Origin of the sequence: Rhodococcus sp. PD04, assembly GCF_035918275.1 — a bacterium.
In the GTDB taxonomy this organism is placed as follows: domain Bacteria; phylum Actinomycetota; class Actinomycetes; order Mycobacteriales; family Mycobacteriaceae; genus Rhodococcus; species Rhodococcus rhodochrous.
Genome location: NZ_CP142143.1, coordinates 1,478,703 through 1,500,950 on the forward strand (window position 1 = coordinate 1,478,703; position 22,248 = coordinate 1,500,950).

A 22,248-nucleotide genomic window follows, 5' to 3' on the forward strand; every position below is an offset into this window, starting at 1 on the left:
CGCCCGGGAGGGTCCGCCCGTGCGTCACTCGCCCAGGACGCGGCGCAGATACGGGTTCGTGAAGGCTCGCTGCGGATCCACGCGGTCGCGCACGGCGAGGAAGTCGTCGAAGCGGGGATAGAGCTCGCGCAGATCGTCGACGGTCAGGGAATGGAGCTTGCCCCAGTGCGGACGTCCCTGTGCGGCACGCAGGATCGGCTCGACTCCGTCGAAGTAGGCCGTGTGGTCGCGCCGATGGTACTGGTGCACGGCCACATAGGCGGTGTCGCGGCCGTGGGCCGTGGACAGCCACACGTCGTCACCCTGCGCGAACCGAACCTCCACCGGGAAACCGATACGAACATCCTTGCGCTGCAGCCACGCATCGATCTCGCGCAGGACCTCGGGCAGATGCTCGGCGGGGAGCGCGTACTCCATCTCCCGGAACCGCACCCGGCGGATGGAGGCGAACACCCGGTAACTGCGGTCGACGAAGGTGCGCGGGGACAGCGCCCGTGACGCGACCCGGTTCAGCGCCGGAATGGTGGCGGGAACCCGCGTGCCGACCTGCTGGAAGAGCGCGAAGGCGCCGTTGGAGAGCAGTTCGTCGTCGAGGAGGGTGCGTATCCGCCCGACCGGCTGCACCGGTGCCTCACCGGGAAGGCGGGTGTTGCGTTTGACGAGCACCCCGTCGGTGTGCGGGAACCAGTAGAACTCGAAATGGTCGACGCCGCTGCGCAGTTCGTCGAGGGCCTCGAGTGTCGTCCGGAGCGACGACGGCGATTCCTCCGCGCGCAGGCGGAATGCGGGGACGCAGTCGAGCGTCACGGTCGCGAGCACGCCGAGGGCGCCGAGTCCGAGCCGCGCGGCCTCGAACAGGTCGGGTTCGTGTTCGGGGGAGCAGTCCACGATCCTGCCGTCGGCGAGCACGATCGTCGCACCGCACACGGCTGCCGCCAGTCCGCGGAAGGTCGCGCCGGTGCCGTGGGTGCCGGTCGAGATCGCGCCGGCGACGGACTGGACGTCGATGTCGCCGAGATTCGGTACGGCGAGGCCCCGCGCCCACAGCAGGTCGCTCAGGTCGTGCAGTCGTGTCCCGGCCCGCACGGTGACACGTGCGCCGGTGGCCGACGGTTCCACCGCGACGAGACCGGACATCCGGTCGAGCGAGATCAGCGTGCCGTCGGTGACGGCCGCGCCGGTGAACGAGTGCCCGGCGCCCACGGCCTTGACGTGTTCGCCCAGCTCGGAGGCGCGGACGACGACGCGCGCGAGGTCGTCGGTGCTGCCGGGGGTCTCGAATCGGCGAGGTGCCGCACTCTCGGTGCGAGCCCAGTTGTGCCAGGTGGCCATGCCTCATCTTCGACCTGGACGAGCGTCCAAGTCAACACCTCCTCGCGAACCTTTCCCGACCTCTACCATCAGGGTCATGCCGAATCGGTTGCCTGCTGACGAGCGCCGCGCCCAACTCGTGGGTGCAGCACTGGAACTGGCGGAAGGCGGGGGAGTCGGAGCCGTCACGGTCCGCGCCGTCGCCGAGAAGGCCGGAGTGTCACTGGGCGTCGTCCACTACTGTTTCGACAGCAAGGAAGCCCTCGTCGTCGCGATGGCGAACGCCGTCGTCGGCGAACTCGCCGGGGCCATGCACGCGGCCTTCGACGTGCCCGAGGACACGCAGCAGACGGGCGGCGTCGACTGTCTCCGCTCGATGCTCCACACCGGCCTCCGCTCCATGTGGTCGGCGATCGAGTCCACACCGGGGCTGCAGACCCTCACCTACGAGATCACCGCCTACTCGCTCCGGCAGCGCACCGACGGTAGTCCCGCCAGCGGCGACATCGCCGTGGAGCAGTACCGCCTCATGGACGAGCAGGCCCGGCTGTTCCTCGACACGTGCGCCGAGCGATGCGACGTCGAATGGTCGCTGCCCACTTCGACGCTCGCACGACTGTCGCTGTCCGTGCTCGACGGAGTCGTGCTCCGGTGGCTCGTCGATCGGGACGGCGACGCGGCCACGACCGAACTGGGAGTCGTCGCCGACATCATCGCGACCCGTGCCGTAGAACGTTCCTGACCCCACCCGACCTTCCGAAGGGATCGCCCGTGCTCCGTGCGGCTTCCGCTCACGACGACGCCCTCGACCGGGTGCAGGCGGCGACGGCCGACCTCGACCCGCCGTTCGCCGCCGTCGATCTGCCCACCCTGCGACGCAACGCCGACGACCTGATCCGCCGCGCGAACGGTGTGCCCGTGCGGGTCGCGAGCAAGTCGGTGCGCTGCCGCGCCGTCCTGTCCGAGGTCCTGGGTCCGGAGCTGACCGCCCGCGGTGGCTTTCGCGGCATCATGACGTATTCGCTGCGCGAGGCACTGTGGCTCGTCGAGCGCGGCGCCCGCGACATCCTGATGGGATATCCGACGGTCGACCGGACGGCGCTCGGGCATCTCGCGGCGTCGTCCGAAGCGGCACAGGCGATCACGCTCATGATCGATTCGGCGGAGCACCTTCGCATCATCCGTGGGGCAGCTCGTGAGGCACCGGGGAAGAACGACTTCCGCCCGAGGGTCTGCCTGGACATCGATGCGTCGCTGCGAGTGGGTCCGGTCCACCTCGGGGTGCGGCGTTCGCCGATACGCACTCCCGAGGCCGCGGCCGAGCTGGCCCGGCGCGCCGAGGCCGCCGGGTTCGACGTCGTCGGCGTGATGTTCTACGAAGCGCAGATCGCGGGTCTGCCCGACTCGTCGCTGCCGGTCCGGCTCGTCAAGGGCCTGTCGGCGCGGGAACTCGCCTCGCGCCGTCGTGCCGTGGTGGACGCGGTCCGAGCGGTCGTCGGCGAACTCGAACTGGTGAACGGCGGGGGCACCGGGTCGCTCGAGGTGACCACCGCCGACCGGGTCGTCACCGAGGCCACGGCGGGATCGGGACTGTACGTCCCCACCCTGTTCGACGGCTACCGCGCGTTCACACCGGAACCGTCGATGTTCTTCGCGCTGCCCGCCGTGCGGAAACCGGCACCGTCGATCACGACGTTGTCCGGCGGCGGATACATCGCGTCCGGCCCACCCGGGGCCTCACGGGTCCCGCGTCCGGTCCGTCCCGAGGGCCTGAAGCTGCTGGGGACGGAAGGCGCGGGGGAGGTGCAGACCCCGGTGCGTGGTCGCGCGGCCGCGTCGATCCCGATCGGGGGACGGGTGTGGTTCCGGCACGCGAAGGCCGGCGAACTGTGCGAGAGATTCGACCGGGTGTACCTCGTCGACGAGCACGGACGCACCGAGGTGCCCACCTACCGCGGCGAGGGCGGCTGCTGGTGACCTCTCGCCTCCGGCGAGAATGAGTCCATGCCGTTGACGTTCTTCCCCGGATCGGTCGGCCGGGTCCACTGGCGGTCCTGGCCGGTCGACGACGCGCGTGCCGGTGTCGTGTTCGCCCACGGCTTCGGGCAGCACACCGGGCATTACCACCGCTTCGCGTCCGGTCTCGCGGCCCACGGCATCGCACTGTGGGGACTCGACCTCGCCGGACACGGGCTGTCGGAGGGAGAGCCCGGCTCGCCGGGCGATGTCGGCCTCCACGCCGAGGACTTCGGCGTGCTCGCCGGGATCGCCGCCGGGTCGGGTCTGCCCCTGGTGGCGATGGGGCATTCGCTCGGTGCGGCGACCGTCCTGACGGCGCTGGCGCCCGACGCGTCCATCGACACCCGTTTCGCGGCCGTCGTCCTGTGCGGCACACCGCGCACCGCGGCGCTGCCGGCGACGGCCGAAGCCCTTCGCGCGAGCGACCTGCCGGTCCTGCTGGTCCACGGCGTCGACGACAGGCTCGCCCCGATCGATCCGGTGCGCGACTGGGCGGCGACGGTGCCGCGGACGCAGTTGCTCGACTATCCCGATGCCGGGCACGACCTGCTCCACGAACCCGTCCATCGCAGGGTGACCTCGGACGTCGCCGAGTTCGTGGGCGGCCTGTCCGTCTGACCCCTCGGAAGACGACCGGGCCCCTCGCGGTTTGCGAGGGGCCCGGTGGTGTTCGAGCGTCAGTTGTAGATCGCTGCGATCTCGGCGCCGTGCTTGTCGTGGATGATGTTCCGCTTGAGCTTGAGCGTCGGGGTCAGCTCACCGCTCTCGATGCTGAAATCGGTCTCGAGGATGCGGTACTTGCGGATCGACTCGGCCTTCGAGACCTTCTTGTTGGTCTCGGCGACGGCCTCGTCGATCTCGGCGATCAGGTCGGGGTTCTTGATCAGTTCCGCGACCGTCGTGCCCGCCGGCAGGCTGTGGCGCTCGAGCCAGCCCGGCAGTGCCTCCGGGTCGAGGGTGATCAGCGCGCCGACGAAAGGCTTGGAATCGCCGACCACGATGACCTGGCTGATCAGCGGGTGGGCACGCAGCGAGTCCTCGAGGACCGCCGGCGCGACGTTCTTGCCGCCTGCGGTGACGATGAGTTCCTTCTTGCGGCCGGTGATCGAGATGAAGCCGTCCTCGTCGATCGCACCGATGTCGCCGGTGTGGAACCAGCCGTCGCGGATGGCTTCATCGGTGGCCTTGTCGTTCTGCCAGTAGCCGTCGAACACCTGGGGGCCCTTGAGCAGCAGTTCGCCGTCCTCGGCGATCTTCGCGGCGCAGCCGTTGAACGGCTTGCCGACGGTGCCGATCTTCTGGGCGGCGGGGGTGTTCATGATGATGCCGCCGGTGGTCTCCGTCAGGCCGTAGCCCTCGTAGATGGTGACGCCGACGCCGCGGAAGAAGTGGCCGAGGCGTCCACCGAGTGCGGCACCGCCCGAGACGGCCCGGGTGACGTTGCCGCCGAGTGCGGCCTTGAGCTTGCCGTAGACCAGCTTGTCGAAGACGAAGTGCTGGATCTTCAGGGCGAGGCCGGGGCCGCCGTTCTCGAGTGCCTTGCTGTACTCGATCGCGACGTCGGAGGCCTTCTCGAAGATCTTGCCCTTGCCGCCGTCGTAGGCCTTCTGCTTCGCCGAGTTGTAGACCTTCTCGAACACGCGGGGCACCGAGAGGATGAAGTTCGGCTTGAAGACCGCGAACTGGTCGAGCAGCGTCGACAGGTCGGAGGTGTGGCCCACCGTGACCTTGCTGTCGAAGGCTGCGAAGGAGATCAGGCGAGCGAAGACGTGCGCCATCGGGATGAACAGCAGGGTGCGCTGACCCTCGTGCATCGAGTCGGGCAGGGCGAGACCGCACGCCGCGGACTCCGAGGCGAAATGGCGGTGCTTGAGCTGCACGCCCTTCGGCCGGCCCGTGGTACCGGAGGTGTAGATGAGGGTCGCAGCGGATTCGGCCGTGACCGAGTTGCGCCGTTCCTCGACCTGCTCGTCGGTGACCGCCGCGCCGCGTGCGATGAGCTCGTCGACCGCGCTCTTGCCGCCCGGCGCGGGCTCGATCTGCAGGACCTCGCGCACCGTCGGGGCGTTCTCGGCGACCTCGCGGACGGTGTCGACGTGACCGGAGTTCTCGACGATGAGCAGCTTGGTCCCGGAATCCTCGAGGATCCACTGGGCCTGGTCGGCCGACGATGTCTCGTAGATCGCGACGGTGGCACCGCCTGCGGTCCAGATCGCGTAGTCGAGGAGCACCCACTCGTAGCGGGTCGCCGACAGCACCGCGACGCGGTCGCCGAGCTCGATGCCCGATGCCATCAGGCCCTTCGCCACGGCGCGTACCTCGGATGCGAACTGGCGCGCGGTGACGGGAACCCACTTGCCGTCGACCAGTCGCTCGAACGGCACGAACTCCGGCGACTCCTTCTCGTGGCGGAAGACGCTGTCGGCCATCGACGTGTTCTCGGGGATCGAGAACGACTGTGGCACGGCAATCTCACTCACTGTGACCCCTCCATCGTTAGATACTGTCGGTGTGCATTGCATCACATGTCGTTGGGAAATGCATTACCCCTCGGACCGGTTTGCCCTTTTTTTACAGTCCGATAAGCAGTGATCTACGTAACAATGCTACCCGCCGGTAACGAGGATTACCACTATCGGATAGTCTCGTCGATTTTTCCGGTACCGGAAGTACCAGGATCACGGAGGAGTCGGACGGCCTCGTCGTCGCCGAGCTGGTGGAAATCGGCGTAAGCAGCGCCGACGCTGTCGGTGTCCACCGGCGTCCAAGGGCAGATCACCTCGTCGGCCACTCCGCCCACGCGGCGCAATGCCTCCGGTGAGGCCACCGGTACGGCGAGGACCACCCGGGTGGCACCCGACGCGCGCGCGGCGAGACAGGCGACCGCTGCTGTCGCGCCCGTGGCCACCCCGTCGTCGACGATGACCGCCGTGCGGCCCTCCAGTGGTACGCGGGCGCGACCGGCACGCAGGAATGCGGCGCGGCGCTCGAGTTCGGCGAGCTCGCGCCTCTCGATGTTGTCCACGGATTCGGGAGCTATCCGCCCGCGCCGGATCACGTCCTCGTTGAGGACGCGGAAGACGCCTTCGCCTGCCGGACCCTCGGCGATCGCGCCCATCGCGAGTTCCGGATGCCAGGGCACGCCCAGTTTGCGGACGACGAGGACGTCCAGCGGTGCGTCGAGGGCGGCGGCGAGTTCGCGGGCGACGGGGATGCCGCCACGGGGAAGCGCGAGAACCACCGGGTCGGCGTCGCGCAGGTGCCCGGCCGACCGGGCGAGTCGCCGGCCCGCCTCCTCGCGCGTGGCGTACCGCACACGTCCAGTATGGGACGGTCCGTCCGGGCGGGCGAGCATTCGCCGCCCGGACGGACCGAGGGTGATCTCAGTCGAGCTCGCCCGACAGGTAGGAGTGGTAGGCGGGCAGATCGAGCTGACCGTGGCCGGACAGGCCGATCACGATCACCTCGGGCTCGGTGAGGCCCCGTGCGTACTCCGCGGCCGCGGCGATCGCGTGCGACGACTCCGGCGCCGGCACGATGCCCTCGTTGCGGGCGAAGAGCACCGCCGCGGAGAAGGCGTCGGTCTGTGCCACGGACCGTCCCTGCACGTAACCGAGCTCGACCGTGTGGCTGAGCAGCGGCGCCATGCCGTGGTACCGCAGCCCGCCGGCGTGGATCGGGTCGGGGATGAAGTCCTGGCCGAGGGTGTGCATCTTCAGCAACGGCGTCAGGCCCGCGATGTCGCCGTGGTCGTAGCGGTACTCACCGCGGGTGATCGACGGGCACGCCGAGGGCTCGACGGCCACGACGCGCGTCGTCGCCCGCTCGTGGATGACCTCGCGCAGGAACGGGAACGACAGGCCGGCGAGGTTCGAACCGCCACCTGCGCAACCGAAGACCACATCTGCCTGGTCCTCGCCCGCGGCCCGCAGCTGTTCCACGGCCTCGAGGCCGATGACGGTCTGGTGCAGCACCACGTGATTGAGCACGCTGCCGAGGGTGTAGCGGGCGGCGGCGTCCTTCACCGCGACCTCCACGGCCTCCGACACCGCGATGCCGAGCGAGCCGGGAGTGTCCGGATGTTCGGCGAGGACGGCGCGACCGGCCTCCGTCAGATCGGACGGGCTGGGATGAACTGTGCCGCCGTAGGTCTCGATGAGGAAACGGCGGTAGGGCTTCGAGTCGTAGGAGGCGCGGACCTGCCACACCTCGAGATCGATACCGAACTTCGCGCACGCGAAGGACAGGGCCGAACCCCACTGTCCCGCACCTGTTTCCGTTGTCAGTCGGGTGACGCCGTCGAGCGAGTTGTAGTACGCCTGGGCCACCGCCGAATTCACCTTGTGGCTGCCCACCGGGCTCACGCCCTCGTACTTGACGTAGATGCGGGCCGGGGTGCCGAGTGCCTTCTCGAACGAGTGGGCGCGGAACAGGGGAGTGGTGCGGTAGCCGGCGTAGACCTCGCGCACGGCCTCCGGGATCTCGATGTCGGTCTCGGTCGACAGCTCCTGCTCGATCAGCCCCGAGGCGAACAGCGGCGCGAGATCGTCGGCGGTGATCGGCTCGCGGGTGCCGGGGTGCAGGTGCGGCGGCGGGGCCACCTCGAGGTCGCCGACGATGTTGTACCAGTGCGTCGGAATGCCCGAATCGGCGACGGACGGGGATGTCGCGGACACGTGCGAGGAAGGGGGAGCCGTCACTGTGGAATCCTTCGGTCGGGGACACGGAACCCGCCCAGTGTGACGCGCCCCGGATGGAGGCGGCGGCGTGGGGTGTGCCATTATTCGCGCGCTCGAGCCCAGGTCGTAGCCGGGTCCGGGCGCGAAGAGGTGGGTCCATCCGATAAACTGCTGGTCAAATGAGTGAAATTCAAGACGCCCCCGACCAGGAGACCGCAGCTCTCACGTTTGCCGATCTCGACATCGATGCCCGTGTGCTGCAAGCTCTTTCGGACGTGGGTTACGAGTCCCCGTCGCCGATCCAGGCGGCGACCATCCCACCGCTGCTGGAGGGACGGGACGTCGTCGGTCTCGCTCAGACCGGCACCGGCAAGACCGCCGCCTTCGCAGTGCCGATCCTCTCGCGTATCGACACCTCCGTGAAGCGGCCCCAGGCGCTGGTGCTGGCGCCCACCCGAGAGCTCGCGCTGCAGGTCGCGGAGGCTTTCGGTAAGTATTCCGTCCATATCCCGGGCCTGAACGTCCTGCCCATCTACGGCGGCCAGGCGTACGGTGTACAGCTGTCCGGTCTCCGCCGCGGCGCCCAGGTCATCGTCGGTACCCCCGGACGTGTGATCGATCACCTCGCCAAGGGCACCCTCGACATCTCCGAGCTCGAGTTCCTCGTCCTCGACGAGGCCGACGAGATGCTCACCATGGGCTTCCAGGAGGACGTCGAGCGCATCCTCGCCGACACCCCCGACACCAAGCAGGTCGCGCTGTTCTCCGCGACCATGCCGGGCGCGATCCGCCGGCTGTCGAAGCAGTACCTCAAGGATCCGCAGGAAATCACCGTCAAGTCGAAGACGACGACGTCGGCGAACATCTCCCAGCGGTGGGTCCTCGTCTCCCACCAGCGCAAGCTCGACGCGCTGACCCGTGTCCTCGAGGTCGAGACCTTCGAGGCGATGATCATCTTCGTGCGCACGAAGCAGGCCACCGAGGATCTGGCCGAGCGGTTGCGCGCCCGCGGTTTCTCCGCGGCCGCGATCAACGGCGACATCGTGCAGGCCCAGCGCGAGCGCACGATCAACCAGCTCAAGAACGGTTCGCTCGACATTCTCGTCGCCACCGACGTCGCCGCGCGTGGTCTCGACGTCGAGCGCATCAGCCACGTCGTCAACTACGACATCCCGCACGACACCGAGTCGTACGTGCACCGCATCGGCCGTACGGGCCGCGCCGGCCGTACCGGCGACGCCCTGCTGTTCGTCGCTCCGCGTGAGCGGCACCTGCTCAAGGCGATCGAGCGGGCTACCCGTCAGCCGCTCGCCGAGATGCAGCTGCCCACGGTCGAGGACGTCAACGCCCAGCGCGTGTCGAAGTTCAACGACTCGATCACAGAGGCGCTCACCTCCGATCACCTGCAGCTGTTCCGCACGTTCGTCGAGGACTACGAGCGCGAGCACGACGTGCCGCTCGCCGACATCGCCGCCGCACTGGCGGTCCTGTCACGCGACGGCGAGTCGTTCCTCATGGAGGCCGAACCCGAGCCGGTCGCACCGCCGCGCCGCGACCGCGAACCGCGCGAGCGTCCGCCGCGTCGCTTCGACGACGGGCCGAAGGTCGGTCGCGACGGCCAGGAGATGACCACCTACCGCATCGCCGTGGGCAAGCGTCACCGCGTGCAGCCCGGTGCGATCGTCGGTGCCATCGCCAACGAGGGCGGACTGCGCCGCGGCGACTTCGGGCACATCAGCATCCGTGCCGATCACAGCCTTGTCGAGCTGCCGAAGGATCTGTCGCCGCAGACCCTCGACGCGCTGCGCTCCACCCGCATCTCGGGTGTGCTCATCCAGCTGCAGCCCGACTCCGGCGCACCGACCGGACGTCCGAGCTCGTATCGCGGACGCGACGACCGTCGCGGCGACGATCGACGCGGGGGAGACCGGCGCGATCACGGCAAGCGCGACCGCGGCGGCAAGCGTGAGTACGGCGACAGCCGTGGTGGCCGTTCCGGCGACTTCACGCACCGCAGCGACCGCAACGACCGTGGCGGTCGCGGCGGCTACCGCGACTGACGTCGGTCAGCTCACTCGCTGCGCCAGGACGTCGACGGTGGCGCCGTCGATCGACTCGCGGATGATGTCGGCGTGCCCGGCGTGGCGAGCCCATTCCTCGATCTGATGCAGGATCAGGAACCGGACGGTGAACGGTTCGCCCTGATCGAGCCACTGCGCGACGTCGGGGGAGATCTCCACGACCCGGCCGAGGTCAGCTTCGGCGCGAACCGTCGCGGCGAACCGTTCGGCCTCGGCGTCGAGGCGGGCGAGCTGGTCGGCGACCGTCTCGCTCTCCTCGACCCGCCACCCGGCCTGCCACGCCGCGACCGGGTCGGCATCGCGAGTATTGTCGCCGCGGATCCGGCCGTCCGTGGCGGTGAGACCGTCGACGAGATGGTTGACCAGCGATGCCAGGCTCATCGACGATGCGCTCGGCGCGCTGCGGGCCTGATCCTCGGTCAGGCCCGACAGCGCGTTGCGCAGGGCATCGAATTGGTTGGAAAGCAGCTTCAGCAACAGATCGTGTTCTGGGGTGCTCATGCGTCGAGTATGGGTGCTCCCACCGACACCTTCGGCCCCGAATCGGCGAACTGCGTGCGGTACAGCTCCGCGTAGCGGCCACCCGCCGCCAGGAGATCGTCGTGGTTGCCGCGTTCGACGATGCGCCCGGCCTCGACGACCAGGATCTCGTCGGCTGCGCGGATGGTCGACAGGCGGTGTGCGATGACCACCGACGTGCGACCCTCGAGCGCCTCGGTCAACGCCTCCTGGACGGCGGCCTCCGAGGTCGAATCGAGATGGGCGGTGGCCTCGTCCAGGATCACCACCCGTGGATGGGCGAGCAGCAGCCGCGCGATCGTCAGCCGCTGACGTTCACCACCCGAGAGCCGGTAACCGCGTTCGCCGACGACGGTGTCGAGTCCGTTCGGCAGCGACGCGATCAGGCTCTCGAGGCGGGCGCGGCGCAGGGCGTCCCACAATTCGTCCTCCCCGGCTTCGGGGCGGGCGAGCAGCAGGTTGTTGCGGACCGTGTCGTGGAACAGGTGACCGTCCTGGGTGACGAGCCCGACCGTCGCGCGGATCGAATCGGCGGTCAGCTCGCGGACGTCCGCTCCGCCGAGCAGCACGGCACCGGAATCGACATCGTAGAGTCGCGGGATCAGTTGTGCGATGGTCGATTTCCCGGCACCGGACGATCCGACCAGTGCGACCATCCGGCCCGGCTCCACGCGGAACGACACATCGTGCAGCACCTCTTCGCCGCCCCGGGAATCGAGCACCGCCACCTCCTCGAGGGAGGCGAGCGAGACCTTGTCGGCGGACGGATACGCGAAGCCGACATCCCGGAGTTCCACCGAGACCGGACCGTCGGGAACCGGCCGGGCGTCGGGCGACTGCTCGATCAGCGGCTTCAGGTCGAGGATCTCGAAGACCCTCTCGAAGCTCACCATCGCACTCATGACGTCCATACGGGCGCTGGCCAGCGCCGTCAGCGGCGAGTACAGGCGCGTGAGGAGCATCGCCATCGCGACCACCGCACCGGGATCGAGCTGATCGCGCAGCGCATAGAAACCACCGAGGCCGTAGACGAGCGCGAGCGCGAGCGCGGACACGAGCGTCAGGGCCGTGACGAACACGCTCTGCAGCATCGCGGTGCGTACCCCGATGTCGCGGACCCGCTTCGCCCGGACGGCGAACTCCCTCGACTCCTGTGCCGGACGGCCGAACAGCTTGACCAGGGTGGCGCCCGGTGCCGAGAACCGTTCGGTCATCTGCGTGTTCATCACCGAGTTGTGGTTGGCCGCCTCCCGGCTGAGCTGCGCGAGCCGAGCGCCCATGTGCCGGGCGGGAACCACGAAGATCGGGAGTAGCAGCAGTGCGAGAAGTGTGATCTGCCAGGAGATCCCGATCATCACCACCAGGGTGATCGCGAGGGTGACGATGTTGCCGACCACGCCGGACAGGGTGTCGCTGAAGGCGCGCTGCGCACCGATGACGTCGTTGTTCAGGCGTGAGACGAGCGCGCCCGTACGGGTCCTCGTGAAGAAGGCGACCGGCATGCGCTGCACGTGGTCGAAGACCGTGGTGCGCAGATCGAGGATGAGGTCCTCACCGATGCTCGCCGACAACCAGCGGTTCGCGATCCCGAGGCCGGCCTCGACCAATGCGATCGCGGCGATGATCACCGCGAGCAGCACCACGACCGAGACCGCGGCGCCGTCGACGATCGCGTCGATCACCCGCCCGGCGAGCACCGGTGTCGCGACACCGAGCGCAGCGATGGTCACGCTCAGAGCGAGATAGAAGGTGATGTTGCGGCGGTGCGGCCGGGCGAACTCGGCGATCCGCCGCAGGCTCGCTCGGGAGAACGGCCTGCGGTCGCTCTCGGCGTGCATCGCGTTGTACATCGCGTTCCACGCGGTGACTTCCATGCTCATGGTGTGGGCCTCCTCGGGTCGCAGCCGAGGCTAGGACCTCGAGTGCGCTCGAGGTCAAGCCTAGGCTCGCACCACGACAGGACGAGGCGTCAGCGAGCCACGTCGATCACCACGCGCGTCGGCCCGGTGAGGGAGTACACCGAGAACGGGGTGCCGTGCGCGGCGACGCCGATGAACGACTGTGTGACACCTTCGAAGACACCGGACCCGCTGACCTCCACCACAGATCCGCCGGCTTCGGCGAGCACGGGATCCGGGCCGTCGTACTGCTCGACACCGCTGTCGAACGGATAGGCCGAGCCGTCGATGAGCACCTGCAGCACGGCGTCGCCGGCGACGGGGACCTCGTTGCCGCTGCCCTGCTGGAACGCCTCGTCGACGTAGCCGACCCGCCATCCCGGCGTGCCCTCGCCGCCGAGTTCGTAGACCACGCGGTCGAAGCCCTCGTGACGTCCGGTGCGGATGTCGACGACGGTGAGCTTCGCGCCCTCTCCGGCCGGGGAGACCTTCTCGCGCGCGTCGCGCGGGACGTCGGCGGAGGTGGTGGTCTCGGGAGCCGTGGACGTCGGCGTGTCGACCGAGACGGCGGGGGAGGGCGCAGGCTCGTCGTCGCCGGCGGAGCATCCCGCCAGGACCAGTGCTGTTGCGGTGACGGCCAGAGCGAGACGGGTGTGCTTCATGGGGCTCATGGTACGTCGGAGCTCCCGACCGGCCCTCGACGCTCGCGGGGGTTGACCGGATCGAGACGTGAGGCGCACAATTCATCCGAGGATGATTTCAACACTCGATGAATTGAGTGGACCATGAACATCGACCACATCTCCGACGCCGTCGACATCCGCGACCTGCACGTCCGGCGCGGCACCCACCGAGCCCTCGAGGGCGTGAGCGTGCGCGTCCCGCGCGGCTCGATCACCGGACTGCTCGGGCCCTCCGGCTGCGGGAAGACCACCCTGATGCGCACGATCGTCGGCACCCAGATCGTCGAGTCCGGCACGGTCACCGTGCTGGGCCTGCCCGCGGGCAGCGCCGAACTGCGCCGCCGCATCGGTTACGTCACCCAGTCGCCGAGCGTCTACCCCGACCTGACCGTCATCGAGAACGTCTCCTATTTCTCCTCCCTCTACGTGCGGAAGGGCTCCGCGGTCACCGACACCGTCGCGGCGGTCGGCCTCACCGACCACGCCGCCGACCGCACGTCGGCCCTGTCCGGCGGCCAGCTCGGACGGGTGTCGCTCGCATGCGCGCTCGTGGGCGATCCCGAACTCCTCGTGCTCGACGAACCCACCGTCGGGCTCGATCCGCTGCTGCGCGCCGAACTGTGGGAGCACTTCCGTGCGCTCGCCGACCGCGGCACCACCCTGCTCGTGTCGAGCCACGTCATGGACGAGGCCGACCACTGCGACGAGCTCGTCCTCCTGCGCGAGGGCCGGCTGATCGCCCAGCTGACCCCCGTCGAACTGCGCGAACAGACGGGGGAGACGGGCCTCGAGAACGCCTTTCTCCGACTCATCCGGAACCGGACGGGAGCACGACCGTGAGCGCCGTCATCTATGCCACCACGACCACCCGCATCCTGCGTCAACTGCGGACCGACCATCGCACCGTCGCGATGATCGTGCTCGTCCCGAGCCTGCTGATGACGCTGCTGTACTTCATGTACCAGAACGTCCCCACCGGCCCGGGCGGCGTCTCGCTGTTCGACCGGATCGCCGTCACGATGCTCGGGATCCTCCCGTTCGTCGTCATGTTTCTGGTCACCTCCATCGCGATGCAACGCGAGCGCAGTTCGGGCACCCTCGAACGGCTGCTCACGACACCGCTGACGAAACTCGACCTGCTCGCCGGCTACGGCAGCGCCTTCTCGCTCGCGGCGGCCGTCCAGGCCGGCCTCGCATGTGTGGTGGCCTTCTGGCTGCTCGACGTCACCAGCGCCGGATCGGTGCTGTGGGTGCTGGTCGTCGCGGTTCTCGTCGCCGTCCTCGGTGTCTCCCTGGGGCTTCTGTGCAGTGCCTTCGCCCGCACCGAGTTCCAGGCCGTGCAGTTCATGCCGGTGATCGTCATCCCGCAGTTCCTGCTGTGCGGGCTGCTCGTCGCCCGGGACGATCTGCCCGACTGGCTCCGCTGGATCAGCAACGTACTGCCGTTGAGCTATGCCGTGGAGGCCCTGCAGGAGATCACCGTGAACCCGGGCGTCACCGGCGTCATGGTGCGGGATCTGGTCGTCGTCGCGGCGTTCGCCGCCGCGGCCCTCGCGCTCGGTGCGGCGACACTCCGCCGCCGCACCCCGTGACGAGCGAGGCCGGGACGCGCCGCCCCGGCCGCCGCCCCGGCAATTCGGGCGCGCGCGACGACATCCTTTCGAGCGCCCGGGAGTTGTTCGCCGCCAACGGGTTCGACAAGACCACGGTGCGTGCGGTCGCAGCCCGTGCCGGGGTGGACCCGGCGCTCGTACACCACTACTTCGGCACCAAGCTGCAGCTGTTCACCGCGTCCATCGCGCTGCCCGTCGATCCGCGCGACGTCCTCGCTCCCGTGTACGCGGCCCCGCCCGAGGACCTCGGTCGTGCTCTCGTGGCCGCTCTTCTCGGTGTCTGGGACTCCCCGCACCGCGACGCGGCCGTGGCGATGTTCCGGGCGCAGATCGCCGGCGGCGACAGCGGCCTGATCCGCTCGTTCCTGCTGGAGGTCGCGCTCGCGCCGCTGTTCGAGCGCATCGATCGTCCCGTCGGTACCGGCAGGCTGCGGGCCGAACTGGTGGCCACCCAGATGACCGGGATCATGCTGGTGCGCTACATCATCGGGCTCGAACCGCTCGCGTCGATGCCGTCGGAGCAGCTCGTCGGGATCGTCGCCCCCACCGTGCAGCACTATCTGACCGGCGATCTGCCCGGGATGTGACGATCGACCGGATCACCACGGCACGACGCCGTGGCGGTCGACGAACAGGCCCTCGAGGGTCTCGGCGAGGCAGGCGGCCAGGATCGCGTCGGTGCCCTCCTCCACCGACTGGGTGCCGGAGAAGCCGTTGAATGCCGTCGCGGTGTATCCGGGGTCCACGGCCACGACACGCACCTCGGGCAATGCCTTGGCGTACATCAACGTCACCATGTTGAGGGCCGCCTTCGACGACGTGTACACCAGGCCGGGCAGGGTGGATTCGATCCGCTGCGGATCGGAGGTGACGGCGAACGACCCCATGCCGCTCGACACCATCACCAGCCGGGGCGTCGCCGACCGGCGGAGCAGCGGCAGGAAGGTGTGGGTGACGCGGACCGGTCCGAGCAGGTTCACCCCGAAGACCGGAAGGAAGTCGGCGGGAACGGTGTCGACGGGATCGCCGAAGTTGCCGAGGATCCCGGCGTTGTTGACGAGCACGTCCAGGCCTGTCGCCGACGTGCTCACGACATCGTGTGCGGCGGTGACGGATTCGCCGTCGGTCACGTCGAGTTCGACGACCCGCAGATCGGCGTCGGGATGGTCGGCCCGGATCTTCGCGGCGGTGTCCTCGCCGGCGCGGGTGTCGCGCACGCCCATCCAGACGGTATGACCGGCTGCGGCGAGGCGACGAGAGGTCTCGGAACCGAGGCCACCGGTGGCGCCGGTGAGGAGAACGGACAGGGACGGTTGCGTGGAATTCTGCGTTGTCATGGCTTCCACCATCGGAGCATGCGGCGGCCCGTGCCAGGACGTGTCGATCGTGGGATCGGCGGTCCTACCCATACCGCCCGACCGGAGGCCATGCTGGTCGATGTGAGTATCGATCGCACCGAGCTTGCAGCAGCGCTCCGGCGGGCCCGTGAACGAGTGGATCCGGGCGACGTCGGGTTGCCCTCCGGCCGGCGCCGCCGAACTCCCGGGCTCCGCCGCGAAGAGGTCGCGATGCTCGCGGGGATCAGCGTCGACTACGTCGTGCGCCTCGAACAGGGGAGAGGCCCGGTCCCGTCGGTGCAGGTCCTCGGCGCTCTCGCCCGGGCGCTGCGACTCGACCTCGACGGGCGGAACCAGCTGTTCCACCTCGCCGGGGTCTCCCCACCCGGACCGGGCACGATCGACATGCACGTCCGACCGAGCGTGCTGCGCCTGATCGACCGGTTCGCGGACCTGCCGGTGGTGGTGATGAGTGCGAAAGGGGACGTACTCGCGTGGAACGCGATGGCGTCGGCACTGCACGGCGACTGGTCCGCCGTGGCGCCCGACCGGCGCAACATCCATCGGCTGCGGTTCCTGCCGGACGACGCGGACCCACCGCTCAGCAGCGTCGGCGTCACCGAGGCGGAGTTCGCAGCGACGGCGCACCAGTCGGTCGCGAGCCTGCGGTCCGCGGCAGCGCGTTATCCGCGCGATACGGGACTGCACGAGCTGATCGACGAACTGCGGAGCGGATCCGAACACTTCGCGGAACTCTGGGCGACGGCCGAACCTGGAGGGTGGCGCACGCACACCAAGACCGTGAACCACCCGGCCCTGGGTCCCATCGTCCTGGACTGCGACACCCTGCACGTGCCCGACGTCGACCAGTCCGTCATCGTCTACTCGGCCGTGCCCGGTACACCTGCGGCAGAGTCGCTCGCGTTGTTGCGCGTGGTGGGTACGCAACAGTGGGGCGGTACGCAACAGTGGGGCGCCGAGTCGTCCCGCCCGTAGGGACCTGCGGTCGGATTCAGCCGCGGGATGCGTGCTCGCGCAGGAAGGCGATGTCCTCGGCGAGCCCCTCCGCCGGCGTCTCGAGCACGATCGGTGCGTCGGCCTGCACCGCGATCTCCGCGAGCAACTGCGGATCGATCTGCCCGTCGACGAGATTGGCGTGCCGGTCGCGGGCCGAATCGAACTCGTCCCGCGAATTGTTCAGGTGCACCAGGTCGATGCGGCCGGTGACCGCGCGCACCCGTTCGACGACGCCGACGAGATCCTCCCCGGCCGCCCAGGCGTGGCAGGTGTCGAGGCAGAAACCGGGACCGTAGTCGCCGATGGCGTCCCACAGACGTCCGATCGCGTCGATGTAGCGGGCCATCGCGAAGTCGCCGCCCGCGGTGTTCTCGACGAGGATCGGCACCCCGAACCCGCCCTTGTCCTCCTGTCGTTCGAACAGCTTGCGCCAGTTCTCGACCCCGGCGGCGACGTCCTCTCCGGCGCGCACGTGCCCGCCGTGGACCACCAGCCCGAGCGCACCGATCCGCGCGGCGGCCTCGGCGTGGTCGGCGACGGCCTTGCGCGACGGCATCCGCACCCTGTTGTTCAGGCTCGCCACGTTGATGACGTACGGCGAGTGCACCACCACGTCGACGTCCGACGCGAGGATCTCCTCGGTGCGCGGATGCTCACCGGGTTTCGTCCACTTCTGCGGGTCCGACAGGAACACCTGCACCAGATCGGCACCGAGATGTTCGCCCTGACCGATGGGATCGTCGTCCTGCCGGACGTGCGCACCTATCCGCATGTGCCACAGGTTAGGGGAGTGTCCCGCCGACCGGGACCGCAATACGCGCACGCGCCCGGAATCTGCTCGACTCGTCGCATGGGCACACTCGAGGGCAGGGTCGCGCTGATCACCGGCGCGGGGCAGGGAATCGGTCAGGGGGTCGCGTTCGCGCTCGCCCGCGAAGGCGTGGCCATCGCGGTCACCGGCCGGACCGAATCGAAACTGGTCGACACCGCCGAGCAGATCCGCGCCTTCGGTGGCACCGCGGAACCGATCGTGTGCGACATCGCCGATCCGGATGCGATCGCCGCTGCGGTGGACCGGACGGTGGGGGCCTTCGGCGGTGTCGACATCCTCGTCAACAACGCGAGTTTCAACCCGCTCGGGCCGCTGCTCGACCTGAAGCCGCGCGTGCTGGAGAAGGCGTACCGCTCGGGTCCGCTCGCGGCGCTGCACGCCATGCAGCTCGTCCACCCGATCATGAAGGAACGCGGCGGCGGGTCGATCGTCAACATGGTCACCTCCGCGGCAGTGCGCTGGGACGTGAGCGGCTACGGCGGCTACGCCTCCACAAAGGAGGCGCTGCGGTCGCTCACCCGCACCGCGGCGTCGGAATGGGGGATCGACGGCATCCGCGTCAACGCCATCGCCCCACATGCCCTGTCGCCGGGACTGAAGTGGTGGACGGAGACGAACCCGGAGGAGGCCGCCGAGTTCGTGAAATCCATCCCGCTCCGCCGCATCGGCGACCCAGAGGAGGACATCGGGCGCGCCGTGGCGTGGATTGTGAGCGACGACGCACGCTATCTCACCGGCGCGACGATCCCGCTGGACGGAGGCCAGGCACGCTGGGCCTGAACCACAGACCCGGCATACGCCCGTATCCCCGAATCGAAGATCGGGGTCCTCCCCGATGGTGCAGTGGTCCCGGCACCGGGAAGATAGGTGCATGCCACTGCACTCGGCCCCAGCAGCCCGCGCCCAGGACCTGAAGAAGATCTACGGAACCGGAGAAACCGCGGTTCACGCCCTCGACGGTGTGACCGCGGATTTCGCCGCCGGTGAGTTCACCGCGATCATGGGTCCCTCCGGATCGGGCAAGTCGACCCTCATGCACTGCCTCGCAGGTCTCGACAGCGCGACCTCCGGAGCGGTCTTCATCGGCGACACCGATCTGACGACCCTGTCCGACAAGGGGATGACCCAGCTGCGGCGCGACCGCATCGGCTTCGTCTTCCAGGCGTTCAACCTCGTCCCCACCCTCACCGCCCTCGAGAACATCACCCTCCCGGTGGACATCGCGGGCCGCAAGGTCGATCAGGAATGGCTCGACACCGTCGTCACCCGTCTCGGTCTCACCGACCGTCTCGGACACCGTCCCGGCGAACTGTCCGGTGGCCAGCAGCAGCGTGTCGCGTGCGCGCGTGCCCTCGCGGGCCGGCCCGAGATCATCTTCGGCGACGAGCCGACCGGCAATCTCGACTCCCGCTCCTCCGGTGAGGTGCTGTCCATCCTGCGGGCAGCCGTCGACGAGTTCGACCAGACCGTCGTGATCGTCACCCACGATCCGCGTGCCGCCGGCTACGCCGACCGCGTGGTGTTCCTCGCCGACGGACGCATCGTCGACGAGATGCGCGAACCGACGGCCGAACGAGTGCTCGACAGGATGAAGCAGTTCGATCCCGCCTCCGCGGCTCCCGTGGCGGAATAGGAGACACTGCGATGAGTGGGAATCCCATCCGCAGGGTTGCCCTGCGCAACCTCGCCGCGCACAAGGTGCGGCTCGCCCTGACCGTGCTCTCCGTGGTGCTCGGCACGGCCTTCATCACCGGTTCGTTCGTCTTCACCGACACCCTGCAGCGCACCTTCGACGACATCTTCGGCGACGTCGCCCAGGGCGTCGACGTCCGCGTCAGCACCGAGCAGTACGGCACCAGCGGTGTCCCGATCGAGGCCGTCGACCAGGTCGCCGCCCTCCCCGGCGTCGAGCGCACGTCCCCGTCGATCGGTGGCGGCATCATCGTCCTCGACTCCGAGGGTGCCGCGATCCAGACCGGAGGCGCACCCGCCGAGGGTTACGCCTACATCCCGCCCGACCGTCTCGTCGGCGAGCCGGAGACCTTCGTGGCAGGCGGACCGCCGGCGGAGACCGGGCAGATCGCGCTCAACGAGAGTGCGGCCGAACGCGGCGATCTCGCGATCGGCGACAGCACGACCGTGCTCACCATCTCGCAGGGCATGGTGCCGGTGACCGTCAGCGGCATCTACGAACTCGAGACCGACACCGGCGGCTACATCGGTGCGTTGTTCACCGAGGAACAGGCCTCCCAGCTGTTCACCGACGGCCGGCACGTCGGCTTCCTCGACGTCGCGGGCGACGGTTCGCTCTCGCCCGAGCAGCTGCGCGACGAGATCGCGGCGGCGCTGCCCGACCTGAAGGTACAGACCGGAGCCGAGGTCACCGAGGAGACCAAATCGCAGGTCGCCGAGGCCCTGAACTTCCTCAACTACTTCCTGCTCGCGTTCGGCGCGATCGCACTGCTCGTCGGCACGTTCATCATCTACAACACCTTCTCGATGATCGTCGCCCAGCGACTGCGCGAACTGGCCCTGCTCCGTGCGATCGGGGCGAGCCGCAAGCAGGTCGGCCGGTCGGTCACCCTCGAGGCCTTCGTCGTCGGTCTGATCGGCAGCATCATCGGTATCGCCGCGGGCGTCGCGCTCGCCTACGGTCTGCGCGCGGCACTGAACGCCGCGGATCTCGGACTGCCGTCGGGCCCGCTGCAGTTGTCCCCGCGCACCGTGATCGTCGCGCTGCTCGTCGGCGTGGTCGTGACGATGATCAGCGCGTACGCCCCGGCGCGGCGCGCCACCCACGTTCCGCCCGTCGCCGCGATGCGCGAGGAGTCCACGGCGACCGTCGAATCGCTGCGCATCCGCACGATCATCGGTGTGCTCTGCGCGATCGTCGGTGCGGCGCTCGTCGTGGTGGGCGCACAGCAGGTCGGTGGCGGCGCGGCTGCGACGGTCGGTATCGGTGCCTTCCTGCTGATCCTGTCGGTGCTGTTCGCGGCGCCGGCGTTGTCCCGGCCCGTCGTGAACGCGCTCGGTGCGGTCTTCGCCCGGCCCTTCGGGGCGATCGGCCGGCTCGCGCGCACCAACGCGACCCGCAATCCGCGTCGCACCGCCGCGACCGCCTTCGCCCTCACCCTGGGCCTGATGCTCGTCTCCGTCATCGGTGTGTTCGGGTCGTCGGCGAAGGCCAGTGTCGACGCCCTCGTCGACAACGGTGTCGAAGCGGACTTCATGCTCACCGGGCCGCAGATGTTCGGCGTCCCGGCCCCCGCCGCCGAGGCGGTCCGCGGGGTGGACGGCATCGAGGAGGTCGTGCCCGCCTACGGTGTGCAGGCCAAGATCGACGAGGACTTCGAATTCGGCACCGGAGCCGGCGGACCCCTCCAGGACGTTCTCGACCTGGACATGGTCGCGGGCGCCTTCGAGGTGACCGGGGACGAGATCCTCGTCTCGCAGACCTCGGCGGACGACCACGGCTGGGAGGTGGGCTCCACCGTTCCGCTCACCAGCCGCGACGGCGACACCGTCGACACCACGGTCGCCGGCATCTTCGCCGACAACCAGCTGATCGGTCCGTGGGTCGTCTCGCAGCAGCTGTTCGAGCAGTTCACGCCGCCGAACAACCGGTCGGCGCTCGTGGTTCTCATGAACACCGTCGACGGTGCCGATCCGGAGACCGTGCGCGCGTCGATCGAAGAGGCGGTCAAGGACTACGTGATCGTGCAGGTCCTCGACCGTGAGCAGTTCAAGGGACAGCAGGCGCAGCAGATCGACATGCTCCTCGCGATCCTCTACGGCCTGCTCGCCCTCGCCGTGGTCATCGCCATCCTCGGCATCGTCAACACCCTGGCGCTGTCGGTGGTGGAACGGCGGCGGGAGATCGGCATGCTCCGCGCGGTCGGTATGCAGCGCGCCCAGGTGCGTCGCACGATCTACCTCGAGTCGCTGCTCATCGCGGTGTTCGGTGCGGTCGTGGGTGTCGTGCTCGGTCTCGCGTTCGGCTGGGCGTTCGTGCGTACCCTCGCCGATCAGGGACTCGACATCATCTCGGTGCCGTGGTCGCAGGTCGTCGGCATGCTCGTGGCATCCGGCATCATCGGTGTCCTCGCGGCGCTGTGGCCGGGCCAGCGTGCGGCGAAGACCCCGCCGCTCGAGGCGATCAGCGACATGTAGGCAGAAAGTACCTGCGGACACGAGTTGTCCACAGGCAGTGGAGTTGTCCACAGCGACCGGCCCGCGGAGCGATCCGCGGGCCGGTCGTC

Annotated in this window: 20 protein-coding genes; 11 read left to right on the forward strand and 9 right to left on the reverse strand. The window is 69.1% G+C overall.

Features of this window, described 5'->3' with window-relative positions; translation table 11 throughout:
• Positions 1-24: 24 nt before the first annotated feature.
• On the reverse strand, positions 25-1,332 hold the full coding sequence (locus tag U9J23_RS06900) for a D-arabinono-1,4-lactone oxidase (RefSeq protein ID WP_059382944.1): 1,308 nt from the start codon (positions 1,330-1,332) through the stop codon (positions 25-27).
• A gap of 76 nt (positions 1,333-1,408) precedes the next feature.
• On the opposite strand from U9J23_RS06900, the gene U9J23_RS06905 reads away from it, so the two are divergent.
• From U9J23_RS06905 to U9J23_RS06915, 3 genes are read left to right on the forward strand one after another with little or no spacing between them, the layout of a single operon-like run.
• A complete protein-coding gene (locus U9J23_RS06905; protein WP_059382943.1) occupies positions 1,409-2,053 on the forward strand; it encodes a TetR/AcrR family transcriptional regulator in 645 nt (214 codons plus the stop codon).
• A gap of 29 nt (positions 2,054-2,082) precedes the next feature.
• A complete protein-coding gene (locus tag U9J23_RS06910) occupies positions 2,083-3,288 on the forward strand; it encodes an alanine racemase (protein WP_272268005.1) in 1,206 nt (401 codons plus the stop codon).
• A gap of 27 nt (positions 3,289-3,315) precedes the next feature.
• The gene (locus U9J23_RS06915; protein ID WP_085468814.1) at positions 3,316-3,948 is read left to right on the forward strand and encodes an alpha/beta hydrolase; all 633 of its coding nucleotides are present in this window, start codon (positions 3,316-3,318) and stop codon (positions 3,946-3,948) included.
• Positions 3,949-4,007: 59 nt separating this feature from the next.
• Here the strand turns inward: U9J23_RS06915 and U9J23_RS06920 are convergent, their stop codons facing one another.
• The 3 genes from U9J23_RS06920 to U9J23_RS06930 form a co-directional block, all read right to left on the reverse strand.
• A complete protein-coding gene (locus U9J23_RS06920) occupies positions 4,008-5,810 on the reverse strand; it encodes an AMP-dependent synthetase/ligase (RefSeq protein WP_085470471.1) in 1,803 nt (600 codons plus the stop codon).
• Positions 5,811-5,962: 152 nt separating this feature from the next.
• Entirely contained in the window at positions 5,963-6,646 is a 684-nt protein-coding gene (locus tag U9J23_RS06925) for a phosphoribosyltransferase (protein ID WP_272269364.1), read from the reverse strand.
• 67 nt (positions 6,647-6,713) lie between these two features.
• On the reverse strand, positions 6,714-8,030 hold the full coding sequence (locus tag U9J23_RS06930) for a TrpB-like pyridoxal phosphate-dependent enzyme (RefSeq protein ID WP_059382938.1): 1,317 nt from the start codon (positions 8,028-8,030) through the stop codon (positions 6,714-6,716).
• A gap of 158 nt (positions 8,031-8,188) precedes the next feature.
• Here U9J23_RS06930 and U9J23_RS06935 point away from each other — a divergent pair, with 158 nt between their 5' ends.
• Positions 8,189-10,069: a DEAD/DEAH box helicase gene (locus tag U9J23_RS06935; RefSeq protein ID WP_059382937.1), complete on the forward strand. Its 1,881-nt coding sequence runs from the start codon at positions 8,189-8,191 to the stop codon at positions 10,067-10,069.
• Between the two features lie 6 nt (positions 10,070-10,075).
• Here U9J23_RS06935 and U9J23_RS06940 read toward each other — a convergent pair whose 3' ends face one another.
• The 3 genes from U9J23_RS06940 to U9J23_RS06950 all read right to left on the reverse strand — a co-directional run bounded on the left by U9J23_RS06940 (position 10,076) and on the right by U9J23_RS06950 (position 13,169).
• Positions 10,076-10,591 carry a mycothiol transferase gene (locus tag U9J23_RS06940; RefSeq protein WP_033097321.1) on the reverse strand — a complete coding sequence of 172 codons (516 nt, stop codon included), beginning with the start codon at positions 10,589-10,591 and terminating at the stop codon, positions 10,076-10,078.
• Entirely contained in the window at positions 10,588-12,489 is a 1,902-nt protein-coding gene (locus U9J23_RS06945) for an ABC transporter ATP-binding protein (protein ID WP_085470469.1), read from the reverse strand. Before U9J23_RS06945 ends, U9J23_RS06940 begins: the two co-directional genes overlap by 4 nt.
• A gap of 89 nt (positions 12,490-12,578) precedes the next feature.
• The gene (locus tag U9J23_RS06950) at positions 12,579-13,169 is read right to left on the reverse strand and encodes an AMIN-like domain-containing (lipo)protein (protein ID WP_059382935.1); all 591 of its coding nucleotides are present in this window, start codon (positions 13,167-13,169) and stop codon (positions 12,579-12,581) included.
• Between the two features lie 123 nt (positions 13,170-13,292).
• Between U9J23_RS06950 and U9J23_RS06955 the strand changes: the two genes are divergently transcribed.
• The 3 genes from U9J23_RS06955 to U9J23_RS06965 are packed head-to-tail and all read left to right on the forward strand — an operon-like array spanning position 13,293 to position 15,390.
• Complete coding sequence (locus tag U9J23_RS06955) at positions 13,293-14,030, forward strand: ABC transporter ATP-binding protein (RefSeq protein WP_272269359.1); 738 nt, start codon at positions 13,293-13,295, stop codon at positions 14,028-14,030.
• Positions 14,027-14,782, forward strand: coding sequence for an ABC transporter permease (locus U9J23_RS06960; RefSeq protein ID WP_059382933.1), 756 nt, complete (start codon positions 14,027-14,029; stop codon positions 14,780-14,782). Before U9J23_RS06955 ends, U9J23_RS06960 begins: the two co-directional genes overlap by 4 nt.
• Entirely contained in the window at positions 14,779-15,390 is a 612-nt protein-coding gene (locus tag U9J23_RS06965) for a TetR/AcrR family transcriptional regulator (RefSeq protein WP_059382932.1), read from the forward strand. Before U9J23_RS06960 ends, U9J23_RS06965 begins: the two co-directional genes overlap by 4 nt.
• A 12-nt stretch (positions 15,391-15,402) precedes the next feature.
• On the opposite strand, the gene U9J23_RS06970 is transcribed toward U9J23_RS06965, so the two are convergent.
• Positions 15,403-16,140 (reverse strand): SDR family NAD(P)-dependent oxidoreductase, encoded by a 738-nt coding sequence (locus U9J23_RS06970; RefSeq protein WP_226949782.1) that lies wholly within the window; start codon positions 16,138-16,140, stop codon positions 15,403-15,405.
• A gap of 102 nt (positions 16,141-16,242) precedes the next feature.
• On the opposite strand from U9J23_RS06970, the gene U9J23_RS06975 reads away from it, so the two are divergent.
• Positions 16,243-17,136, forward strand: coding sequence for a helix-turn-helix domain-containing protein (locus U9J23_RS06975; protein WP_231921815.1), 894 nt, complete (start codon positions 16,243-16,245; stop codon positions 17,134-17,136).
• 16 nt (positions 17,137-17,152) lie between these two features.
• Here the strand turns inward: U9J23_RS06975 and U9J23_RS06980 are convergent, their stop codons facing one another.
• On the reverse strand, positions 17,153-17,929 hold the full coding sequence (locus U9J23_RS06980) for a deoxyribonuclease IV (RefSeq protein ID WP_085470465.1): 777 nt from the start codon (positions 17,927-17,929) through the stop codon (positions 17,153-17,155).
• A gap of 78 nt (positions 17,930-18,007) precedes the next feature.
• Here U9J23_RS06980 and U9J23_RS06985 point away from each other — a divergent pair, with 78 nt between their 5' ends.
• The 3 genes from U9J23_RS06985 (at position 18,008) to U9J23_RS06995 (ending at position 22,159) form a co-directional block, all read left to right on the forward strand.
• On the forward strand, positions 18,008-18,769 hold the full coding sequence (locus tag U9J23_RS06985) for an SDR family NAD(P)-dependent oxidoreductase (RefSeq protein ID WP_085470464.1): 762 nt from the start codon (positions 18,008-18,010) through the stop codon (positions 18,767-18,769).
• Positions 18,770-18,860: 91 nt separating this feature from the next.
• Positions 18,861-19,622, forward strand: coding sequence for an ABC transporter ATP-binding protein (locus U9J23_RS06990; protein WP_026061094.1), 762 nt, complete (start codon positions 18,861-18,863; stop codon positions 19,620-19,622).
• Positions 19,623-19,633: 11 nt separating this feature from the next.
• A complete protein-coding gene (locus U9J23_RS06995) occupies positions 19,634-22,159 on the forward strand; it encodes an ABC transporter permease (RefSeq protein ID WP_059382928.1) in 2,526 nt (841 codons plus the stop codon).
• Positions 22,160-22,248 lie beyond the last annotated feature (89 nt).

What these genes read in the sequence shown, in the direction of transcription:
- U9J23_RS06985 (WP_085470464.1), top strand. Translation starts at nt 18,008, where the DNA reads ATGGGCACACTCGAGGGCAGGGTCGCGCTGATCACCGGCGCGGGGCAG.
- U9J23_RS06900 (WP_059382944.1), bottom strand. Translation starts at nt 1,332, where the DNA reads ATGGCCACCTGGCACAACTGGGCTCGCACCGAGAGTGCGGCACCTCGC.
- U9J23_RS06915 (WP_085468814.1), top strand. Translation starts at nt 3,316, where the DNA reads ATGCCGTTGACGTTCTTCCCCGGATCGGTCGGCCGGGTCCACTGGCGG.
- U9J23_RS06950 (WP_059382935.1), bottom strand. Translation starts at nt 13,169, where the DNA reads ATGAAGCACACCCGTCTCGCTCTGGCCGTCACCGCAACAGCACTGGTC.
- U9J23_RS06945 (WP_085470469.1), bottom strand. Translation starts at nt 12,489, where the DNA reads ATGAGCATGGAAGTCACCGCGTGGAACGCGATGTACAACGCGATGCAC.
- U9J23_RS06940 (WP_033097321.1), bottom strand. Translation starts at nt 10,591, where the DNA reads ATGAGCACCCCAGAACACGATCTGTTGCTGAAGCTGCTTTCCAACCAA.
- U9J23_RS06955 (WP_272269359.1), top strand. Translation starts at nt 13,293, where the DNA reads ATGAACATCGACCACATCTCCGACGCCGTCGACATCCGCGACCTGCAC.
- U9J23_RS06995 (WP_059382928.1), top strand. Translation starts at nt 19,634, where the DNA reads ATGAGTGGGAATCCCATCCGCAGGGTTGCCCTGCGCAACCTCGCCGCG.
- U9J23_RS06990 (WP_026061094.1), top strand. Translation starts at nt 18,861, where the DNA reads ATGCCACTGCACTCGGCCCCAGCAGCCCGCGCCCAGGACCTGAAGAAG.
- U9J23_RS06935 (WP_059382937.1), top strand. Translation starts at nt 8,189, where the DNA reads ATGAGTGAAATTCAAGACGCCCCCGACCAGGAGACCGCAGCTCTCACG.
- U9J23_RS06970 (WP_226949782.1), bottom strand. Translation starts at nt 16,140, where the DNA reads ATGACAACGCAGAATTCCACGCAACCGTCCCTGTCCGTTCTCCTCACC.
- U9J23_RS06905 (WP_059382943.1), top strand. Translation starts at nt 1,409, where the DNA reads ATGCCGAATCGGTTGCCTGCTGACGAGCGCCGCGCCCAACTCGTGGGT.
- U9J23_RS06980 (WP_085470465.1), bottom strand. Translation starts at nt 17,929, where the DNA reads ATGCGGATAGGTGCGCACGTCCGGCAGGACGACGATCCCATCGGTCAG.